This window comes from Candidatus Bealeia paramacronuclearis (assembly GCF_035607555.1).
GTDB lineage: Bacteria > Pseudomonadota > Alphaproteobacteria > UBA9655 > UBA9655 > Bealeia > Bealeia paramacronuclearis.
Window position 1 is genome coordinate 180,364 of record NZ_JAVHWZ010000003.1, and the last position, 19,816, is coordinate 200,179.

Annotated in this window: 15 protein-coding genes and 1 tRNA gene; 8 read left to right on the top strand and 8 right to left on the bottom strand. The window is 43.0% G+C overall.

Annotation, left to right across the window (positions count from 1 at the left end):
- Positions 1-31 precede the first annotated feature (31 nt).
- The 3 genes from Bealeia2_RS09165 to recR all read left to right on the top strand — a co-directional run bounded on the left by Bealeia2_RS09165 (position 32) and on the right by recR (position 3,190).
- Positions 32-2,116 (top strand): mechanosensitive ion channel family protein, encoded by a 2,085-nt coding sequence (locus Bealeia2_RS09165; RefSeq protein ID WP_331256734.1) that lies wholly within the window; start codon positions 32-34, stop codon positions 2,114-2,116.
- Between the two features lie 150 nt (positions 2,117-2,266).
- Positions 2,267-2,590 (top strand): hypothetical protein, encoded by a 324-nt coding sequence (locus Bealeia2_RS09170; RefSeq protein WP_331256735.1) that lies wholly within the window; start codon positions 2,267-2,269, stop codon positions 2,588-2,590.
- 6 nt (positions 2,591-2,596) lie between these two features.
- Entirely contained in the window at positions 2,597-3,190 is a 594-nt protein-coding gene (gene recR, locus Bealeia2_RS09175; protein WP_331256736.1) for a recombination mediator RecR, read from the top strand.
- A 24-nt stretch (positions 3,191-3,214) separates the two neighbouring features.
- Here recR and lpxC read toward each other — a convergent pair whose 3' ends face one another.
- Positions 3,215-4,162, bottom strand: coding sequence for a UDP-3-O-acyl-N-acetylglucosamine deacetylase (lpxC, locus tag Bealeia2_RS09180; protein ID WP_331256737.1), 948 nt, complete (start codon positions 4,160-4,162; stop codon positions 3,215-3,217).
- A gap of 120 nt (positions 4,163-4,282) precedes the next feature.
- Positions 4,283-5,764, bottom strand: a complete 1,482-nt coding sequence (gene ftsZ / locus Bealeia2_RS09185) for a cell division protein FtsZ (protein ID WP_331256738.1) — start codon at positions 5,762-5,764, stop codon at positions 4,283-4,285.
- Positions 5,765-6,092: 328 nt separating this feature from the next.
- Here ftsZ and Bealeia2_RS09190 point away from each other — a divergent pair, with 328 nt between their 5' ends.
- Both Bealeia2_RS09190 and Bealeia2_RS09195 read left to right on the top strand, forming a co-directional pair.
- Positions 6,093-7,841: an ABC transporter permease gene (locus Bealeia2_RS09190; protein ID WP_331256739.1), complete on the top strand. Its 1,749-nt coding sequence runs from the start codon at positions 6,093-6,095 to the stop codon at positions 7,839-7,841.
- A gap of 9 nt (positions 7,842-7,850) precedes the next feature.
- Entirely contained in the window at positions 7,851-9,173 is a 1,323-nt protein-coding gene (locus tag Bealeia2_RS09195) for an ABC transporter ATP-binding protein (protein ID WP_331256740.1), read from the top strand.
- 9 nt (positions 9,174-9,182) lie between these two features.
- Here Bealeia2_RS09195 and Bealeia2_RS09200 read toward each other — a convergent pair whose 3' ends face one another.
- Entirely contained in the window at positions 9,183-10,661 is a 1,479-nt protein-coding gene (locus tag Bealeia2_RS09200) for a DUF4139 domain-containing protein (RefSeq protein ID WP_331256741.1), read from the bottom strand.
- A gap of 3 nt (positions 10,662-10,664) precedes the next feature.
- Positions 10,665-11,903: a DNA recombination protein RmuC gene (locus Bealeia2_RS09205; protein ID WP_331256742.1), complete on the bottom strand. Its 1,239-nt coding sequence runs from the start codon at positions 11,901-11,903 to the stop codon at positions 10,665-10,667.
- 162 nt (positions 11,904-12,065) lie between these two features.
- Between Bealeia2_RS09205 and Bealeia2_RS09210 the strand changes: the two genes are divergently transcribed.
- Entirely contained in the window at positions 12,066-13,319 is a 1,254-nt protein-coding gene (locus Bealeia2_RS09210; RefSeq protein ID WP_331256756.1) for a NupC/NupG family nucleoside CNT transporter, read from the top strand.
- A 250-nt stretch (positions 13,320-13,569) separates the two neighbouring features.
- Positions 13,570-13,645 (top strand) — tRNA-Lys (locus Bealeia2_RS09215).
- A gap of 103 nt (positions 13,646-13,748) precedes the next feature.
- Here the strand turns inward: Bealeia2_RS09215 and Bealeia2_RS09220 are convergent.
- Positions 13,749-15,929, bottom strand: coding sequence for a GGDEF/EAL domain-containing response regulator (locus tag Bealeia2_RS09220; protein ID WP_331256743.1), 2,181 nt, complete (start codon positions 15,927-15,929; stop codon positions 13,749-13,751).
- Between the two features lie 94 nt (positions 15,930-16,023).
- Here Bealeia2_RS09220 and Bealeia2_RS09225 point away from each other — a divergent pair, with 94 nt between their 5' ends.
- A complete protein-coding gene (locus Bealeia2_RS09225; protein ID WP_331256744.1) occupies positions 16,024-16,656 on the top strand; it encodes a thymidine kinase in 633 nt (210 codons plus the stop codon).
- On the opposite strand, the gene Bealeia2_RS09230 is transcribed toward Bealeia2_RS09225, so the two are convergent.
- The 3 genes from Bealeia2_RS09230 to Bealeia2_RS09240 all read right to left on the bottom strand — a co-directional run bounded on the left by Bealeia2_RS09230 (position 16,600) and on the right by Bealeia2_RS09240 (position 19,761).
- Positions 16,600-18,669, bottom strand: coding sequence for a transglycosylase domain-containing protein (locus Bealeia2_RS09230; RefSeq protein ID WP_331256745.1), 2,070 nt, complete (start codon positions 18,667-18,669; stop codon positions 16,600-16,602). The two genes, Bealeia2_RS09225 and Bealeia2_RS09230, sit on opposite strands and share 57 nt — an antisense overlap.
- A gap of 89 nt (positions 18,670-18,758) precedes the next feature.
- Complete coding sequence (locus Bealeia2_RS09235) at positions 18,759-19,217, bottom strand: MarR family winged helix-turn-helix transcriptional regulator (protein WP_331256746.1); 459 nt, start codon at positions 19,215-19,217, stop codon at positions 18,759-18,761.
- A 190-nt stretch (positions 19,218-19,407) separates the two neighbouring features.
- Positions 19,408-19,761, bottom strand: a complete 354-nt coding sequence (locus Bealeia2_RS09240) for a hypothetical protein (protein ID WP_331256747.1) — start codon at positions 19,759-19,761, stop codon at positions 19,408-19,410.
- Between the last annotated feature and the right edge of the window lie 55 nt (positions 19,762-19,816).

The following is a 19,816-nucleotide window of genomic DNA, read 5'->3' on the forward strand; positions in this document are numbered from 1 at the left end:
TCAAAAACGTATTGAGAACTTGGGGACACAGATGAAAATCAAAACGATATTTCTGACGATGATGCTGTTTTTAATTTTTGGGATGTTTTCCCTCAATGCCCAAGATGTGAGAGGAATTCACACGTTGTCAGAAGAGCCCGCATCCACCCCTCAATTTCAAACGCCTAAAGTCAGTGATTTGAATGCCTCACTTTTTGAAGCCGCCTGCGAACAATTCACGGCTTTATATGATTATTTTAAAAGTGGAATTATTTCTCTTCATGATTTTTTGGAAACGGCAGAATGGCTTATTAAGAATTTAAAGTCTCCACAGGCCCAAGCTCAACTTTTTGAATTTCTTTCTGAGTTTGGCATTTCTCTGGCCCTTGCATTTTTTGTGCAGCAAATTTTAAGGCGATGGCTCAGACCATGGGTTTATAAAAACCTCGAGTATCAAGTCCGTCACACTCCGCATCGGTGGGGGAAACTGATTCTTGCCGTCGCCCTTTACGTTTTGCCGGTGTTTGTTTTTGGCCTTGTTCTTTATAGCACGTTTATTTTACTCAAACCTCTGGCACCCGTATATCTGGAAATCGCCTCTATTATGATTATGGGAGGTGTGACGACTTGGTTTTTATTGAGCCTTTTTAGTCTCTTTTTAAGGCCTCCTTCAACGCTCCATTATTGGGTGGCATTTGATTTGGATTTTTCGACAAGAATTTACAGGCTAATTCGACGCATCGCCATTGTCGAATTGTTGGGGTACTATGCAATTAAAGTAGGCGTTCTTATCAAATTGCCTTATGCGGGACATCGCTTATTACTACAGATGACAGGCCTGATTATTATTTTAATGGCGGTGCGTTTGGTTCTCGCTTTGCAACCTGGAATTCGAAGTTGGGTGGCCCAAATCCGCCGCGACAAAACAAAGACTAAGGGTGAAAAAGTTTTGGCATCTTATCTGGATTTTGTAGGGATCCCCCTCATTCTTTATATTATCAATGACTACATTGCTTGGGTCAAAATTGAAACCTATGAATTTCATATAATTTCTCATAAGATTTTCACATCTCTCGCTCTCATCTTTGTTTTCCATGCTCTTGCATTTATCCTTAAGAAATGGCGTGTTTCGTTTTTGCGGACGCATAGGCACGACCTTAATCCTAAACTCAGGCATTTTGTGCTTTATCATGCAACTCAAATCGATTTTGTCATCAAAGGATTGGTTTTTGTTGTTGCCGCTATAGTAATTCTCTCTCTTTGGGGAATTAGTCCTGTTCTCATACTCTCATCAGAATGGGGACGTATGATTCTTGAGAGGTCTTTGAGCATTCTCATCATTATTGGAGGCGCGCTTTTTGCCATTAAATCCGGGGACGGACTTCTATCGCGCTATCTCGTTTTTGAAAAGAAAGTCGATATTGACCATCGTCAAAAACAACACCAGGCGCGTTATGAAACCATTCATAGCGTAAGCCGGAGCATCCTCAAAGTTGTGATTTGGGTTTTGGCCATTCTTCTTATTTTAGGGGAGCTTGAGGTTAATATCACGCCCATCGTGGCCACAGTGGGTGTTCTTTCTGTGGGGCTTTCTTTTGGAGTGAGATCACTTGTGGAAGATTTTGTGACGGGTTTTTTCATGTTTCTTGAAAACAGCTTTGCGGTGGGAGATCAACTGATTGTTAATGGACAAAATGGGGTTTTGGAATCGGTCACTGTCCGAATCCTGCGTGTGCGTGCAGAAGACGGCTCATTGCATGTGTTTCCCTATGGTAAAATCTCAACACTCAGCAATCAAAGCCGTGAGTATTCAGTGGCCATTCTCATGATTCAAGTCGGCTATAAGGCCGATGTGGATCAGGTGTGCGAGATCATCAAACAAACAGGAGAAGAACTGCGAAAAATCCCCCCCACCAAATCTTGGATTCTTTCCTCTGTTGAAATCAACGGCGTGGAAGAAATGACCGATCATTATGTTAAAATCAAAATAAATATGCGCACAAAGCCTGCAGATCAGTTCAAAGTTCAACGGGCTTTCCGTCGCGCACTGAAGAAGAATTTAGATGCCTCGGGCATTCCTCTTCCCATTCCTCAAGCCATTTCCTATGTGGGACAGAAAAAAGATATTATGGGGTAATCTCATAGCAATTTTAGGATTTTTTTGGGATGCCGCACCCTAAGTTTAGCATGACAATTTGACAATATCGTGCCAATTTTGGGTAAACGATTAACCTACCGCCCGTCAGGAGAGAAGTTTATGAAACACAAATACATCCTTTTAATTCTCATGACCTTGCTTGTGGGAAGTTCAAAACTCTATGCACCAGTATTATTGGGAGAGATTGACGAGCGGGAAAATTCGGCCTTAAAACATTGCAGAAACATTCCTGGAAAATTCCATGTTGTTGAATCTTATATGGAGGAAATTATAAAGGAATACAAGGAATGTGCTGAAGCTTGGGAAGAATTGCGTTCCAGAGCTCATTCACCTGAAGAACGTGATCAAATAGAAAAGCAAATAGAGCATTTCTGGGCAATGAAAAATCAGTTTCGCTCCGAACAGATACGCTCTAACATGCCTTCCATCCTCAATTTTCTGAGAGGGTCGTAATCTGCTATGACCCAAGATCCCCTTCAAAATTTAATCCGTCTTTTATCAAAATTACCGGGTCTTGGGCCACGATCAGGGCGCCGGATTGCTCTTCATCTTTTAGAACGGAAAGAGGAGGCGTTGTCCCCTCTTTCTGCAGCATTTCAGGACGTGGCCGTAAAGGTAAAATCATGCGAGACGTGCGGGAATTTGGATGCGATTTCGCCGTGTCAAATCTGTGCGAGCCCCAGTCGAGACGTGACTCAAATTTGCGTAGTAGAGGCCGTCTCAGATCTTTGGGCCCTTGAGCGCACGGGGGTCTTTTTTGGAAAATATCATGTTTTAGGAGGCACACTTTCAGCCATGGATGGGCGGGGGCCTGAAGATCTGCGCCTCAAGGGTCTTTTTGCACGCGTACACTCCGGCGTTCAAGAAGTAATTATGGCCTTGAACGCAACCGTTGAGGGTCAGGCGACCGCACATTACATTACTGAACGCTTGTCCGATTTTCCAGAAGTTCATATCACAACACTGGCACGTGGCGTGCCCATTGGTGGGGAATTGGATTACCTCGATGACGGGACACTCATGACCGCCCTTCAATCGCGAAGGACGGTTTGAGGGAAGAGATTGCTTTAAAAGGTTTTACGCGTTTTCGATTCGATAATTTTGCGGATCTGAGAAAAGTGCCAGAAGGAGCTTGTGATTAAGACCATGGCCGGTAGAATCGGCTTTTACATGACCAAGAAGCTTTCCTCCGGCCAAATGAAGATCACCAATCACATCTAAGATTTTGTGACGGACACATTCGTCTTCATAACGAAGCCCCTCTTCATTCATAACCTGCCCTTGATCAAACACAAGTGTGTTTTCCAAGGAAGCACCTTTGCTGAGCCCTGCGGCCCACATTTTTTGCGCATCTTCCAAAAGGCCAAAAGTTCGTGCAAAAGAAATCTCTTTTTCAAAAGATGTCTCTTCAGCGCAATAATGAAAACATTGAGGACTTGCAGAAAGACGTCCTCCAAAATCAAAGGACAATGTCACTTCAAAATTGGAAGAAGGAGAAATCGAAATTGTACGACCATTTTCCTCGGCCGTGACTGTTCTCAAAACACGAATCATTTTTCGTGAGGAAATGAGATCTTTAACTCCCGCTTTTAAAATTCCAGCGATAAAAGGAGCAGCACTGCCATCCATAATGGGAAGCTCTGGCCCATCAATTTCAACGCGGGCATTGTCAATTCCCAAGGCTGAAAAGGCGGCCATTAAATGTTCGATTGTCGAGACGGTGGCGCCCTCATTGTTTCCAATGGTAGTGCAAAAGCGCGTATCAACTACAGAAGAGTGAGACGCTTTGATTTCTGAATCATTAAGATCGCTTCGCACAAAAATAATGCCGTGTCCTTCAGGAGCGGGAAAAATTGTTAACGTGGCATCGACACCGGAGTGAACACCAATTCCCTTGATTTCACAAACTTTGTTCAACGTCTTTTCCACAACCTCGGGGCGCTCACTTTTTTGATTAAATACAGCAAACAGGAAAGGAAGCTTGGCTGGTTTTTGAATGGAAACCGATGAGGACACTAAAGACACGAAAAACTCCGCTTGTTGACTTTTCTAACTTTTGAAGTTTAAGGCAAGTTGTGTCTTTGAAAAAATCAAGCTTTGTTGCGAATTGTTACAGAATGAAAAAGGGGTCCAAGACCCCTTTTTTTATTTTCCTTTACGCCTTAAGAAAGCTGGGATTTCCAACATATCTTCTTCGCTACTCGCAGCCGGTGTAGGGCGTGCCGCAGGAGCCTTAGTTTTAGGGCGTGTGAGCACTGCAGGATCAGGAGATACTTGGCGAGGGCGCTCTGATTGTTGAGGATGGCTTTTCCGACCAATCAACCGTTGGAAAAATCCAACTGGTTTTTCAGGCTCTTCTTCAGGGTGTTGACGTGCAAGGGCATCTTGATACATCTTTTGACGCAATGAATTGGTATATTCCACATGAGACTCTTCTTCGTGATGTTCTTCATGTCCAAAAAGATCAGCTGGCGTCGTCTCAGCTTGAGGCGCTGTTACCGTTGGTGTTATTTCAAACCCCAAAGGATCTACTGTTGTGTTTTCTGTCGTTTGAATTCCCAATTCTTCAAAGATAGAAATCTCTGGCTCTTCTTCAACCACAGGCGCTGTAGCTTCTGTTTGTGTTTGCGACGCTGGGACAAAATGACGAATCGCTTCGGAATCAATTCCTGTTGCCACACAAGAGACACGAATCTTACCTTGAATGGTTTCATCAAAAGTGGATCCAAAAATAATGTTAGCTTCCGGATCAACTTCATCACGGATGCGATTGGCAGCTTCGTCCACTTCATAAAGCGTCATATCCAAGCCGCCCGTGATATTGATCAAAACGGCTTTGGCGCCACGCATGGAAACATCGTCTAAAAGTGGGCTTGAAATCGCCGCTTCTGCCGCTTGAATAGCCCGATCTTCTCCTGTGGCTTCACCCGTTCCCATCATAGCCTTACCCATCATAGAACCCATAACGGCACGAATATCGGCAAAGTCAAGGTTGATAAGGCCTGGCTTCATCATAAGGTCTGTGACACTTCTGACGCCTGAATACAAAACATCGTCTGCCATGCGAAACGCATCGGCAAAGGTTGTTTTTTCATTGGCAACGCGGAAAAGATTTTGGTTCGGGATCACAATCAAAGTGTCCACAAATTGTTGAAGTTCAGAGATTCCACCTTCTGCCGAGCGCATGCGGTGACTCCCCTCAAAATGGAAAGGTTTTGTGACAACACCCACAGTTAAAATTCCGGCTTCCCGTGCAGCTTTGGCAATAACAGGTGCGGCCCCCGTTCCGGTTCCTCCGCCCATCCCAGCCGTGATGAAAAGCATATTGCTGCCTTTGATGTGATTGATGACATCTGCAATGGTTTCTTCAGCAGCAGCACGTCCCATTGTGGGATGAGATCCAGCCCCCAATCCTTTTGTGACCTCAAGGCCCAATTGAATTTTAAGCTGGGCTAAAGATTGTTGAATGGCTTGAGCATCTGTATTTGCCACTAAAAACTCAACACCTTCCAGTTTTGAGCTGATCATATTATTGACAGCATTTCCACCCGCGCCACCGACTCCGATGACGGTAATACGAGGCTTTAGCTCAGTTTCTGGTGCAGGGGCTTGAGTTGCAGCAGTCATAACGAATAACTCCTTAGGTAAGTCAAAATGTTAATAAAAAAATTTAATGCTAATGATCCCATATTTTCCAAGAAAACACCACAGTACATATTGGAAAAAAATTAAAAAATTATAACCACTTCTGATTATTCAATTTTTTAAAAAGCACATAGCAGAGCCTATCCCAAGACCGTGATCGTTTCAGAATCCATTCTAAAAGAGTGCACCAAAGAAAGTAGAAAGAAAAATATTAATTTAATTACAATATGTTGTACATAATCCATTGATTGTTGGTGGATTCTTCAATCCTGTGATAGAATTACATTTCACAATATAAAAAAGAATTTCAATGATTCAATTTAGAGCTAGTCGCACCTTTTATGATTTGCGCCGCCTTCCCTCTCAATGGGATGTGGTGGCGCTTATTGTAGTAATTATTGGGCTGACGCTTTTTATTGCGGGAAGCCATGAAATGGCAGTTCCATTTACGGGCGAAAAAAGCCTCCCCCTTTCATTGGACCCCATCAATCTTCCCGACTATGCTTTGCAAACCATTTTGAGAATGTTATTTGCCCTTTTACTCTCTCTGCTCTTTAGCTTTGTGTACGCAAGCCTTGCCGCAAAAACTAAATTAGGGGTGCGAATTTTCATCCCCCTTCTGGATGTTCTGCAATCCGTACCTATTTTAGGATTTTTATCGATCACCGTGACAGGGTTTATAGCTCTTTTCCCAGGAAACCTTTTGGGTCTTGAGTGTGCTGCCATTTTTGCGATTTTTACATCGCAAGCTTGGAATATGACCTTTAGTCTTTATCAATCCTTCATCAGTGTTCCCAAAGAACTCATAGAAGTTGCAACCCTCAATCGCCTTTCCCCTTGGCGAAGATATTGGCGTTTGGAAGTACCTTATGCTGTTCCACAACTGCTTTGGAATACGATGATGTCCGTATCCGGAGGATGGTTTTTTGTAGTAGCTTCAGAATCTATAACTGTTTCTGGAAACACCTTGATGCTTCCCGGGATTGGATCTTATATCGCAATGGCCTCTAAGGAAGGATCACTCATCTCCATTTTTTATGCGATTTTGACTATGTTCATTGTAATCATTTTATATAATCAAATTCTTTTTAGGCCACTATTGGCATGGAGCGATAAATTTAAAGCAGAACTGACGGCCAGTCAAAATATCCCTTCCTCATGGGTTTTAACCATGATCAGGCGGGCAAGAATTTTCCATGTGTTTAATCAGATTTGGTTTGGGTTTTTGGGAGCTTTGGATGTTGTTTTTCAGGGGCTCAGTCTTAAGATTTCTCATTTGGAAAAAAGCCACATCCAACCTTATAACTTTTTCCGAAAATTAATTGCCATTTTGTTTTTGTTATGCACGATCATTTTGGGTGTTCATTATGCCCTTCAATCCTACTCCTATATCTTTTCGGAAATTTCTTTTGAAGAAATCCAGCATGTCACCTTTCTAACCTTAATAACCCTCGTCAGGGTTGCAATCTTGTGTGTAATGGCCTCTTTAATTTGGGTTCCCATAGGCGTTATTATTGGCCTGAATGGGCCGCTTGCAAGCCGTTTGCAACCCTGGGTCCAATTTCTGGCTGCGTTTCCCGCAAATCTCTTTTTCCCCATTTTTGTTATCTTCATCGTCAAATTCCAACTGAATCATGACATTTGGCTCAGCCCCCTGATGATTCTTGGAACCCAATGGTATATTTTATTTAATGTCATTGGAGGTGCTTCAACCATTCCTTTTGATTTTCAAGAACTCACAAAAAACTTCAATGTCAAAGGATGGCTCCAGTGGAAGAAACTCTATTTACCTGGAATTGCACCGGCTTACGTCACGGGACTTTTAACGGCAGTGGGGGGATCTTGGAATGCGAGCATTGTTGCAGAATATGTCACATGGGGAGACAAGACTCTGGAAGCCAATGGGGTTGGAGCCTATATCGCAGCCTCAACAGCCGCAGGAGATCAAACTCGTATTTTATTAGGGGTTGTGATCCTGACCTGTTTTGTTCTTGTTTTAAATCGTGTTTTATGGCGCCGCTTATATCTCTTTGTGACGACACGCTATCGTTTGGATTAAGGAGCTCTCATGGCCAATAATTTATTAACGCTGACTTCGATTTCAAAATCTTTTGGAAGTTCTGAGATGCCCTCACAAGTCCTTGATCAAATTCAAATGAGCATCAAAGAAAACGAGTTTGTCACCATTTTAGGGCGCTCAGGTTGTGGAAAATCAACGCTTTTGCGAATTATTGCAGGACTCATTGAACCCAATAGTGGCGAGATCCTTTATCAAAATAAAAAATTTACAAGAGATTCTCCACGTCTCGCTATGGTATTTCAATCTCATGCCCTTTTTCCTTGGTTAAATGTTTTAGAGAATGTAGAGCTCGGGCTTGAAGCTTTGGGATTCACGCACGCACAAAGGCGCAGACGCGCCCTTGAGGCCATTGATCTCATCGGTCTTGATGGATATGAATCAGCTTATCCCAAAGAATTATCAGGCGGTATGCGGCAGCGTGTTGGTTTTGCGCGGGCACTTGTGGTTAATCCTGATATTTTACTCCTTGATGAACCTTTTTCTGCTTTAGATGTTTTGACCGCAGATAATATTCGTAATGAACTTATGGAACTTTGGATTGAAAAACATATTCCTACAAAAGCCATCATTATGGTTTCTCACAATGTGGCGGAGGCTGTAGAGCTTTCAAATCGTCTCATTATTTTGAATCATGATCCAGGTCGAATTGTTAAGGAAATTGATATCTCACTGATCTATCCACGCGATGAGACAAGTCAACACTTCCAAACCATTGTTGATGATGTTTACACAACATTGATGGCAACGGCGGAACACCCCGCTTCTCTCAAGAAGGGAGAAAAAGCAAAACGTGTTATTGGGATCGATTATAGATTGCCGGATGTTTCTATTCAGATGTTTCAAGGGCTCATGGACTCATTGCTTGAGGCCCCTTACCATGGAAAGGCTGATATTTTTGCATTGGCGGATTCTGAAAGTCTTTCGGTTACAGATTCGCTTCCTCTTTTTGAAGCGATTGAGTTTTTAGGATTTGCTCAAATTTCAAAGGGAGATATTGAACTTACCAATTCTGGAAAAGCACTTTGTCAGGCCGATATTTTGGAGAGGAAGAAAATATTTGCCTACCACTTGATGCGGCATGTTCCCTTGGCCAAGCATATTTATCATGCTCTTCAAGACACTCCGCGTAATCGTGTAACCAAAGAAAAATTCCTCAGGGAAATGGAAGGCCTTATGCCGCTAGATGAGGCAGAAGAAAATATTTCCATTGTTATTGACTGGGGCAGATATGCAGAACTTTTTGCCTATGATAGCCAGACCGAAATCCTGAGCCTTGAAAATCCTCAGGCGGAAGAACATGCCCTCGGATAAAGAAGAACTTTACTCCATCAAGTTTTGCCGGATGCGATAACGCAAGGATTCGCTGCCATCTGAAGGAAGATCAATTTCCCATAAAACTTGCTGGTGGTTTTTTTCTTGATGGGGATGGGTTTCTCTTAAAATCAGCCAATCTTTATCTGACATATCTTGAACCACAGTGACTTTTTGAGAGATCTTCGAATTGTTTTTGATGTCCAGTCGATAACCCGTCTCAATTACTTGTTCACCAAGTTTCCGGAAGTCAGTTTGCCACATATCTGCTGTAATTTCAGGATTTGTTGAAAGCCTTAAACTGAGTTCATCCCCAATTCCTAAAGACGGCGTTTTGTTTTCGCCTACAAATCTGAGGTTAGCGTCAACGCCTTGCTGGTAGACCTTAACAACACCTGCGGGCAAAGGTATTCCCAGCTGGTTATCTTTCGTATTTCCAATAGAAAGCCAAGTTTCAACAGGTGGCTTCATCACCACACCTTCTTCGTTTTTATTAAGGTTCACTTTGGGATAAATGCGATAACTTTTACGTGTCCTGATATTATCGCGATCTACCCATGCTACACTTTTGGAGGTTCTATCGGCCACAGTTGTGGGTCGCTCAATTTTAAAAATTTGACCAGTTGATTTTTCCTTTGAAGATTGAGCATCGCTGAAATTGAGCATCGCTTTTTGAAGTTCAATTCCGCTGTCATTATGAAAATTGATCCAGCTATTGAGATCCAAGAAATTCGCATCAGCATGAATCACAACGGTATAAGCAGCATCCCAAGAAAGTCCATCCGTAAGGTAAACGATCTCCGCTTCTGTCTCTTTCACATAAGGGCTTTCGACTTTAATAATAAGCTCAGGCTGGGTTGAAAGACGAGCCGGGAGTTGTTCAAATGCCAGACTTTCTTGCGGAACGGATTGAACACGATTTAAAACTTGAACGACAGCACGTTTACCGTCAAGGCCCAAAAGTTTACTTTTCAGGGTATCGTTTCCAAGGCCTGCAGAAGGCAGAATTAAGATCTCTTGATCAATGGCATTTTCAAGCATGACTTGGCTTGAGATAGGGCCGGATTTTAAGGTGTATTCGAGCAACTTTAATTCTTGGTTGGGGTCATTCAGTGCCCTAAAGAGAACAGAGTCTTTGACAATGGAACTGGGGATATCAAGCAGAACGAGTTTATTGGAACCCGGCACCAATTTCATCGATCGCCTCTCGTGAATAAGGGCTTGTCCTTTGGGATAAACGGTGACTTCAATTTGACTTTGATGGGCTTGCGTAACGTTTTGCTCTGTGGACGCACTCGAAAGAGGCGGCGTTAAAAGAAAAAAAATGAGGGTGAGGAAGGAGACATTAATGCTGTTACACCCCCCACAATTATCATCGTGAACTTGTTTCAGTATCTTTTGGTACCCTGAATGATTCCGAATTAAATCCGAGACTAAAGATTCAGGGTGACGTTTTTTAACTTTGTTTCCATATTTAACAGACATCATCTTTTATCCTGCTTTTTGTATATCAGAGGGTGGAAGTTCTCTTGGAATCACCTCAAGCGTTACAGGCGCGGGCAGTGTGACTTCATGCGCAGTCACCCCTAAACTTTCAAATTTTCGAGCGCTAGAAAGGACCCGGTGCTCCAGGCTTCCCATGGCTTGGTTGAAAGATTGAACGGCAGACCCAAGATGGCGTCCCAGTTTTGAAAAATGATCAGCCATATCCATAATTCGTTTGTGAAGTTCACGCCCCAAGTTGCTAATTTCTCTGGCATTTTGAGCCAATTGATCTTGTTGCCAACCATAAGCCACAGATCTTAAAAGCGCAATCAACGTTGTGGGTGTTGCCAAAATGACTTTTTCTTGAACCCCAATTTCTATGAGTTCTGGATCTTGCTCAAGGGCTGCACTGAAGAATGGCTCGCCTGGTAAAAATAGAACTACAAACTCTGGGGAGGAAGGAAACTGCTCCCAATAAGATCTTTGTGAAAGGGCTTTGATGTGGACACGAACTTGGCGTGCATGATCTTTGAGTTTTAAAATCCGCTTTTCATCATCCAGTTCTTCATGGGCCTCAAGGTACGCCGCAAGCGGGGCTTTGGCATCGACCACAATGTGTTTTCCGCCGGGCAAATGAACAACCAGATCGGGGCGCAAACGGACATCATTTTGGTTGATTGAAACTTGCTCTTGGAAATCACAATGGGACAACATCCCCGCCATTTCAACCACGCGTTTGAGTTGCATTTCACCCCAACGTCCGCGCACTTGAGGTGTTTTAAGCGCATTCACCAAATTTGAGGTTTCCGATTTTAAAAGCTTTTGCGTTTGAGAGAGCTCAGTGATTTGATGGCGCAAAACATCATTATCGCTTTGCCTCACTTTTTCGAGTTCCTGAATTTTTTGATCCACCGTTTCCAAAGATTTGCTGACAGGCGTCATCAGATCTTGGATGGCTTTTTGTCGTTGTGTCAAATCTTGACGTGCTGAATCTTGATATTTTTCGAGAGTTGTTTTGGCCAAATCCAAAAACGATTGATTATTATTTTGAAGAGCTTCCGAAGACAGTGAACGAAACGTATGCTCCCACTTTTTCTCCAATTCATCAAAAGCATTAAGCTTTTCTTCCGTCAATCTCTCAAGGTATTGGAACTCCAAACGAGCTTGATAAAGTTTGAGGAGATACCCCAAGATCCCTCCCGCAACAAATCCGCCTACAATTCCGAATAGCAGCTCTTCTGACAACGCAATATTCCTTGTTTTTAAAATCTAGTATAAAAAATCATATCAGCCATGCGATTTTTGTGGCCTTAATAGCTCACATAGTTTATCAAAACTCCTAGCTCTAAGGGATACACCTTTTTAGAGTGATTGACCATAGTTATGGAGGAGTAAAGAGTGGATAATATGTTAATTCCTCAAGCTCTACTGGGTATCGTTACCTTTATCGCAGTAGCTTGGATATTTAGTGAAAGTCGTAAAAACGTTAATTTCAAACAAGTCATTATTGGCCTCCTCATTCAATTTTTGTTAGCCGTTCTTGTTCTTAAGATCGATGCTGTTCGGAATGGGTTTCTTTTCGTAGGAGATGGCGTAATGGCACTTAAAGACGCAACGGTCGCTGGAACAAGCTTCGTCTTTGGATATTTGGGAGGTGGCGATTCTCCCTTCTCTGCCAAAGATGGCGCCAACACTTTTATTTTCGCATTCCAAGCCCTCCCCGTTGTAATTGTGGTCAGCGCCATTGCGATGCTCCTTTTCCATTGGCAAATTTTGCCAGTTCTTGTGAAGTTTTTCTCCAAAGGCTTCCAAAAAGTCATGGGAATTGGAGGAGCGCTCGGTGTTTGTGCCGCGGCTAAAATGTTCCTTGGTCAAACAGAGGCACCACTTTTGATTCGCCCTTATCTTGGGAAATTCACACGAAGCGAGCTCTTCACCGTAATGGTGGCAGGAATGGCCACAACCTCCATTTCCATTATGGTGCTTTATGGCATGATTCTGGAAAAAGTCATCATGAATCCCATTGCACATATCTTAACAGCCTCCGTCATCAGCGTGCCTGCGGCCATTACCATTTCTCGAATTTTGATCCCGCAAGTGGGCGAAGAAACTTCGGGCCATTTGGTAGTTCCTTATAAGTTTTCAGGATCCATGGATGCCATTTCTCAAGGCACAAGCGATGGCATGCGTTTATTCATGAATATCTTGGCAATGTTGATCGTTTTCCTCTCTTTAGTGGCTCTTACCAATGCAATCCTGGGTCTTTTTCCTGGCATTGGGGGCGAGCCCATGAGCCTTCAACTTCTTTTGGGATATGCGCTTTCGCCTTTGGCCTGGCTCATGGGAATTCCTTGGGATGAAGCGCTTATCGCGGGAGGTCTTTTGGGCAAGAAAACAATCTTGAACGAGATTGTGGCCTTCATCAGTTTGGCTTCAATCCCTCAAGGCATTTTCAGCGCTAAGACCAGTTTGATCATGACTTATGCGCTTTGTGGATTTGCAAACCTCAGTAGCATCGGGATTCAAATTGGAGGCATCGGCACTATGGTGCCCGAGCGTCGCCAAGAGATCATCTCACTTGGCCTCAAAGCCATGATTGCAGGGACTGTCGCCAGTTGTATGAGCGGTGCCATGATTGGTATCATCACCAGCTTTGGTTGAGGAAATTAATTCTTGAAAAAAAGCCCCTGATCATTTCAGGGGCTTTTTATGGTAAAAATGTGAATTATAAATCTCAGCAATTATATTAATAAAAAGGCCAGTAAATCCCGTAAGAGTCAGTGCTTTATCTTTCTGGACAAATATTAAAAGAATTTTATTTGCATTCAATGACTCTGAATGAACTCGTACATTTCTAAATAAGCTATCGACATTTCAAGAACGCTTTGTTAAAAATTCAATCATTCCTTGAGGGCGCTTAGCTCAGTTGGTAGAGCAGCTGACTCTTAATCAGCGGGCCAGAGGTTCGAATCCTCTAGCGCCCACCAAGGAAATAAATACACTACGGCTCGCTTTCTTTGAGGAGATCTCTGGGTTAACTGCGAGAAAAAACACAATCTGAAACTCTTTTAAATGTATTAAAAATTCCCGTTAAGCCCTTTTTTCTGAAGGGACATTCAGCCAGCTTTTCTTTTCATTTAAGAGAATCGTGATTTGATCTGCGGGCATGGGCCGTGCAAAATAATAGCCTTGACCATAAGTACATCTGAGTTCCTTCAGTCGGATTGCCTCATCCTCATGCTCAATACCTTCCGCAACCACATTCATACCCAAGGAATAGGCGAGCATGATGATAATTCTGACAGTTTCGACAAATTTTTCGTCTTCCCTCATTTTTGAAATAAAGGATTGATCAATTTTTAAGGTATCGAAAGGATAGCGGTGGAGATAACTGAGGGAAGAATATCCTGTTCCAAAATCATCAATAGCCAAATTAACACCGAGTCCTTTAAGTTCGCGAAGAACTCTCTCCGCTTTGTCGGGGTCATTCATAATGATGCTTTCGGTGACTTCAAGCTTGAGGCAAGAGGCTTTGATCGCGGTCTGATTAAGGATGGGAAGAATATCAGGCACAAAACTCCTATGCTCTAATTGTTTTCCAGAAACATTAACCGTCATGAATAGCTTTTCATGAGACGGAAAAAGTTTATGCCATTCCACAAGCTGTCTGCATGCGGTCTCAAGAGCCCAACGTCCAAGAGGTACAATCATTTTGGTTTCTTCAGCTAAGGGAATAAATTCCCCTGGGGTCACAATTCCATGGTTGGGACGATCCCACCTCATCAAAGCCTCAAAACCGCTGATCTCACCAGTCCTTAAATTCACGATAGGCTGATAGTAAAGAATGATTTCTCCACGTTCAATGGCGCGTCTTAAATTAGATTCCAGTTTGAACATGGCAATTGTCTCATTACGCATGCTTTCATCAAAAATCTCAACACGACCTTTTCCATTTTCTTTGGCGCGATACATGGCAATATCCGCATCTCTTACAACTTCTTCCGCCCGATTGTAATGTGCATCGCTCATAGCAACCCCAATGCTGAGCGTGGGGAAGATTTCTTGATCTTGAATGATGATAGCGGTCGAAGCCGCTTCAAGAAGACGATTGGCGAAGGAATAGACTTCTTCAAGGCCTTGGATATCAGTCAGAAGAATTGTAAATTCATCCCCCCCAAAGCGCGCAATGGTATCTCCTACACGGGTGCATTTTTCAAGGCGTTTGGAAAGAGCGATTAAAAGCTCATCCCCGGCTTTATGTCCCATACTATCATTGACGTTTTTAAAGCGATCCATATCGAGAAAGAGGACGGCATGAGGAATGCGTTTGACAAGGACCTGGGTCAGACGATCCATAAAAAGAGCTCGATTGGGAAGCCCTGTTAAAACGTCGTGAAAGGCATCATGCACAAGACGTTGTTCGGCTTTTTTACGCTCTGTTGTATCTGTCAGAGAGCCTACAAAACGGGTGGCTTTTCCCTCCGCATTTTTAACAGCAAGGCCGCGTGAGACGACCCAAATATAGCGCCCTTTTTGATTGCGCAGACGATACTCACATTCAAAATGTTCGCTTATCCCTGTCAAATGAGACTCTATATCGATCTTCACCGTTTCTTGGTCTTCAGGGTGAATACGCTTAAGCCATTCTTCAGGTTTTTCGGAAATTTCATCCTCTTTGAATCCCAACATTGCTTTCCAACGGGAGGAGTAAAAAACCTTATCCGCAACCAAATCCCAATCCCAAAGACCATCATTGGCGCCTTGAGCGGCCAGCGCATACCTTTCTTCACTAGTTTTCAAATCTCGTGTAGCCTGTTCTACTTCTTGGGAAAGCATGTGGGCATGATCTGCGAGTTTTTTTTGACTTACACTGAGTGCCAGCATGTTTTTTGTGCGGGCTAAAAATTCGTATCGATCCACAGGTTTTGTGATGAAATCATTAGCCCCAGATTCAAGAGCTTTCCATAAAACGGGCTGATCATAAACGGCAGAAATTAATACAAGTGGAACAGACCCACATTTGGGAATTTTACGGAATTGTTTAATGAAATCCACGCCATTGATAAGATCAAAATTATAATCCACATAGACAAGATCAGGGAAGTTTTCCTTCGCCCAGTCCAAAGCTTTAAAGGGGTCTTCAAACAAGATAAAATCTATGTTTTTAAGCTCTTTCAACATGCCCTGAAAAAGCATTAAGTTAATAGGGCTTTGATCCACCATCAGAATAATCTGCTTAGGCGTCTCTTGATTTTCCGTGAAATCTCCCATAGGGCCCCTTATGATTTTTTATTTTTTATGTTAATAGATTTTATCATAGTCTAAGTTTTTTAGGTTACTAAATTATTAACGGAAGGGACCAAACGTGGCCAAACTCCATTTTTATTATTCTGCGATGAATGCAGGAAAAACAACAACATTGCTGCAATCTAACCATAACTATCGCGAGCGCGGTATGTTGACGTTGATGTTCACGCCCTCAGTTGATGATCGTTATAAAAAGGGCCTCATTAAATCCCGCATTGGTTTGGAGCAAGAAGCGATTCCCTTTGATCCAGATTTTAATTTTTTTGACTATGTTTCAAGTTGTGTCAAAAAATTACCCCATCCCATTAAATGCATTTTGGTTGATGAAGCTCAATTCATCAACAAAGCTCAAGTTCTTCAATTAACCCAAGTGGTGGACGAGCTCAAAATTCCAGTTCTTTGTTATGGCCTGCGCACAGATTTTCGGGGAGAGCCTTTTGAGGGCAGTAAGTACCTTTTGGCCTGGGCTGAGGAAATGACTGAAATTAAAACCATTTGTCATTGTGGAAAAAAAGCCACCATGAGCGCCCGCGTCAATGAAAAAGGGCAGATCGTCTCAGAGGGCGAGCAGATCGAAATCGGTGGAAATGATAAATATGTCTCCTTGTGCCGAAAGCACTGGACGCAAAAAGAATTATCCTCCCCACACACCTTGAAGGAGCCGTTCAAGGCCCTCTCGGTCGCTTTCTGAGGAACCACTATCTTGACCTTCACCTTCTGGAGAGTCCTCTTGAATTTCTGAAGGCTGAGGGACCACGGGACTTGAAGATTCGCCATAAACGGATTTCATAAAATCACGCCACAATCGCAACGAAAGGCTCCCCCCAGAAATGGGGATTAATGATTCGTTATTGTCATTTCCGGTCCAAGCGCCCGCCACAAGGTCACCCGTAAATCCAACAAACCAATGATCGCGATCTTTTTGCGTAGTTCCCGTTTTGGCAAAGGCAGGCCTTCCCAAATTGGCGTTCCGACCCGTTCCATAATCGATCACGGCACTCATAAGTTGACGCATTTCAGAGACAATTTGAGGATCTATAATTTGCGTTCCGACTTCTGTTTTACGTTGATAAAGCGTCTCACCAGAAGGCGTTTCAATTTTTACAATTGAATAAGGCCATACATGTTGTCCGTGGTGGGCAAACGTGGCAAAAGCAGAAGTCATGTCTAAAAGTGTGACCTCCCCTGTTCCTAAAGCAATGGTGAGATCCCGGGGGAGCTTTTGCCCAATTCCCAAACGCTTTGCAAGGCTTGCTATAGCTGTGGCTCCTACAAAAGATGCAAGGCGAACGGAAGCCGTATTAGCTGAATACGCAAACGCATCTTGAAGCGGTACCTCTCCCTTAGGTTTGTATTTAAAATTCCCTGGACTCCATTTTCCAATGGTGATGGGAAGATCGCTCACCATGCTGTAAGGATGTAATCCTTTTTCAAGGGCCGCCAAATAGATTACCATTTTAAAAGCGGACCCCGGTTGACGGAGCGCTTGGGTGGCTCGATTAAATTTACTTTGTGCGTAATTTACACCTCCGATTAAGGAAACAATTGCGCCTTGGGGGCGCATAGCCAAAAAGGCCATTTGATGAGCATTGGCTACAGATCCATGTTCTTGAATAATTTTTTGAAGTTTTTCTTCGGCCTTGTTTTGAATATTTAAATCAAGTGTTGTGGTCACAATCAAATCAGACCCATCGGCGGAAACATAATCCCCGATGGAATCCACCACCCAATCACAAAAATAGCGAATATTTTGGCCGCGGTGAACTTCGGGGGGGGAGGATGCCATAACGAGGGCTGCCTCTTTGGCGCCTTCTGTAATATAGCCCTCCTCAACCATACTGGTTAAAACTTGAGCAGCGCGCCCATCGGCTAATTGCGGATTATTGGCGGGCGAATAGCGGGACGGCGCTTTTAAAAGACCTGCAATGACCGCAGATTCATAAAGGGTTAACTCTCTCGCATGTTTTCCAAAGTAATGCTCGGCCGCAGCCTCAATTCCAAAAGTACCCGACCCTAAATAAACGCGATTTAAATAAATAGTCAGAATTTGATCTTTTGTAAATTTATGCTCCAGCCAAATGGCCAAGAGAGCTTCTTGGACTTTTCGTCGCAGCGACCGGTCATTCACATCATATAGATTTTGGGATTGTAAAAAATTTTTGGCCAACTGTTGGGTGATCGTACTTCCGCCTTGAACGACATGACCCACCCGCCAATTGACCCAAACCGCACGAAGAAGCCCCAAAACATCAACTCCAAAATGAGAATAAAAACGCCGGTCCTCAATGGCCATCAATGCTTGCACAACATGAGGGGGCAATTCATCCACCTTGACCGCGCGTCCATGAAGATCACCGTAGGTGGCAATCCGTGTGCCGTCATGACTCACGAGCGTAATACTGGGTTTTCGGGGAGTCATGGAAATCTGGTCTAAATTGGGGAGATCGTATCCAAACCACATAACAGCACAAGCGAGGAAAAACACGCCCCAAACCGCAAAAATTGTGCCCCATTTCAAACAAAAAAACGCGAATTTTCTCTCTTTTTTGACCTTCGTTTTTTTGGGACGTGCTGGTTTTTCTGATTTCGGGGAGCTCTCTCGTTTTTTCTTTTTTGGTTTTTTTTCAAGATCATCGACGCCACCAGAAAGTGGCGCCCGTTCCCGAGGGTCAATTGTAAAGCCTGAATTGCGCTTGTCAGTCATAATTAATTTATCAATAAAACAGATCTTATTTCGCCAAGACTATGCTTGAGATTGCGCCAATTTGCAACGTAGCTTTTTTCTGCTCTCACCTACATCCGAACATCGTGACTAATAATGAAATTCCAGTAGGATTCAAGCCTGCGCAAAAGCTTGACGGTATCCTCAATATTTTTGTCATAAAATCCATTATGCACAAGATTTTTAGAGTGCTCTTCATAGATTTCATCCATCCTTTTGTAGAGAGCGAGGCCTTTTTCCGAAAGGCGAATCTTGCTCGAGCGTCTATCATGAAATGACGCCTCTTGGATAAAGTATCCATTTTCCACGAGCTTTTTGAGATTATAAGAAACGTTGGATCCCAGGTAATAGCCACGATTGGCAACTTCCCCCACTGTCATTGTATCTTGCCCCACATTATAAAGAATGAAGCATTGGACATTATTAATATCGTGAAGTTCCATCCGATCAAGCTCAATTCTCACAACTTCCATAAACTGGCGATGGAGACGCTCGATGGCCGATATCAGGTCTAAGTATCCTTCTTTCATCGGTTTTCCCCCGTTATATTCATCTTTAATAAAATTATAACCAAAAATAGGTTAAATTTTATTTAATGCCGGGAAAGTTTTTGAAATACAGGATTAAAAAAATTTTAGGGAAGGAAAATATAAAAATAAGTGTTAAAAATCAATCTCCTCAGGCTTTTTAAAAAGTCTGAGGAGATCCAACTAAATAGAATTAGAATTTCTTTTTTTTAAGATGATTTCCAAAACGTAATACTTGATTAGCAGCTTGATCTAAAACTCTATCCGTTTCTTTGCCGACTTTTTGGCCAATAGTAAGATCTTTTTGTTTTTGATCATTCTGCTGTTTTAATGCAGCAAGCCTTTGCCGCATTTCTTCCTCTTTAAGCTTTTGAGCTCTTAATTCCTCAGCTTGAATTTGCTCCTCCAATGTGGGGGAAGCTTTCCGGGCAGGTGTAGTTTGACTCCCTTCAATTCCAGGCATGTCCTGATCTTCACCACTAGCATTTAGAGCTGTTGATATGAATCCTGCAAGAAGGAGGAGAAATAACGTAATGTATTTTGACATGGGGAACCTCATACTGAGCTGTTGACACTACACACACTTACGATGCCGTGATTTT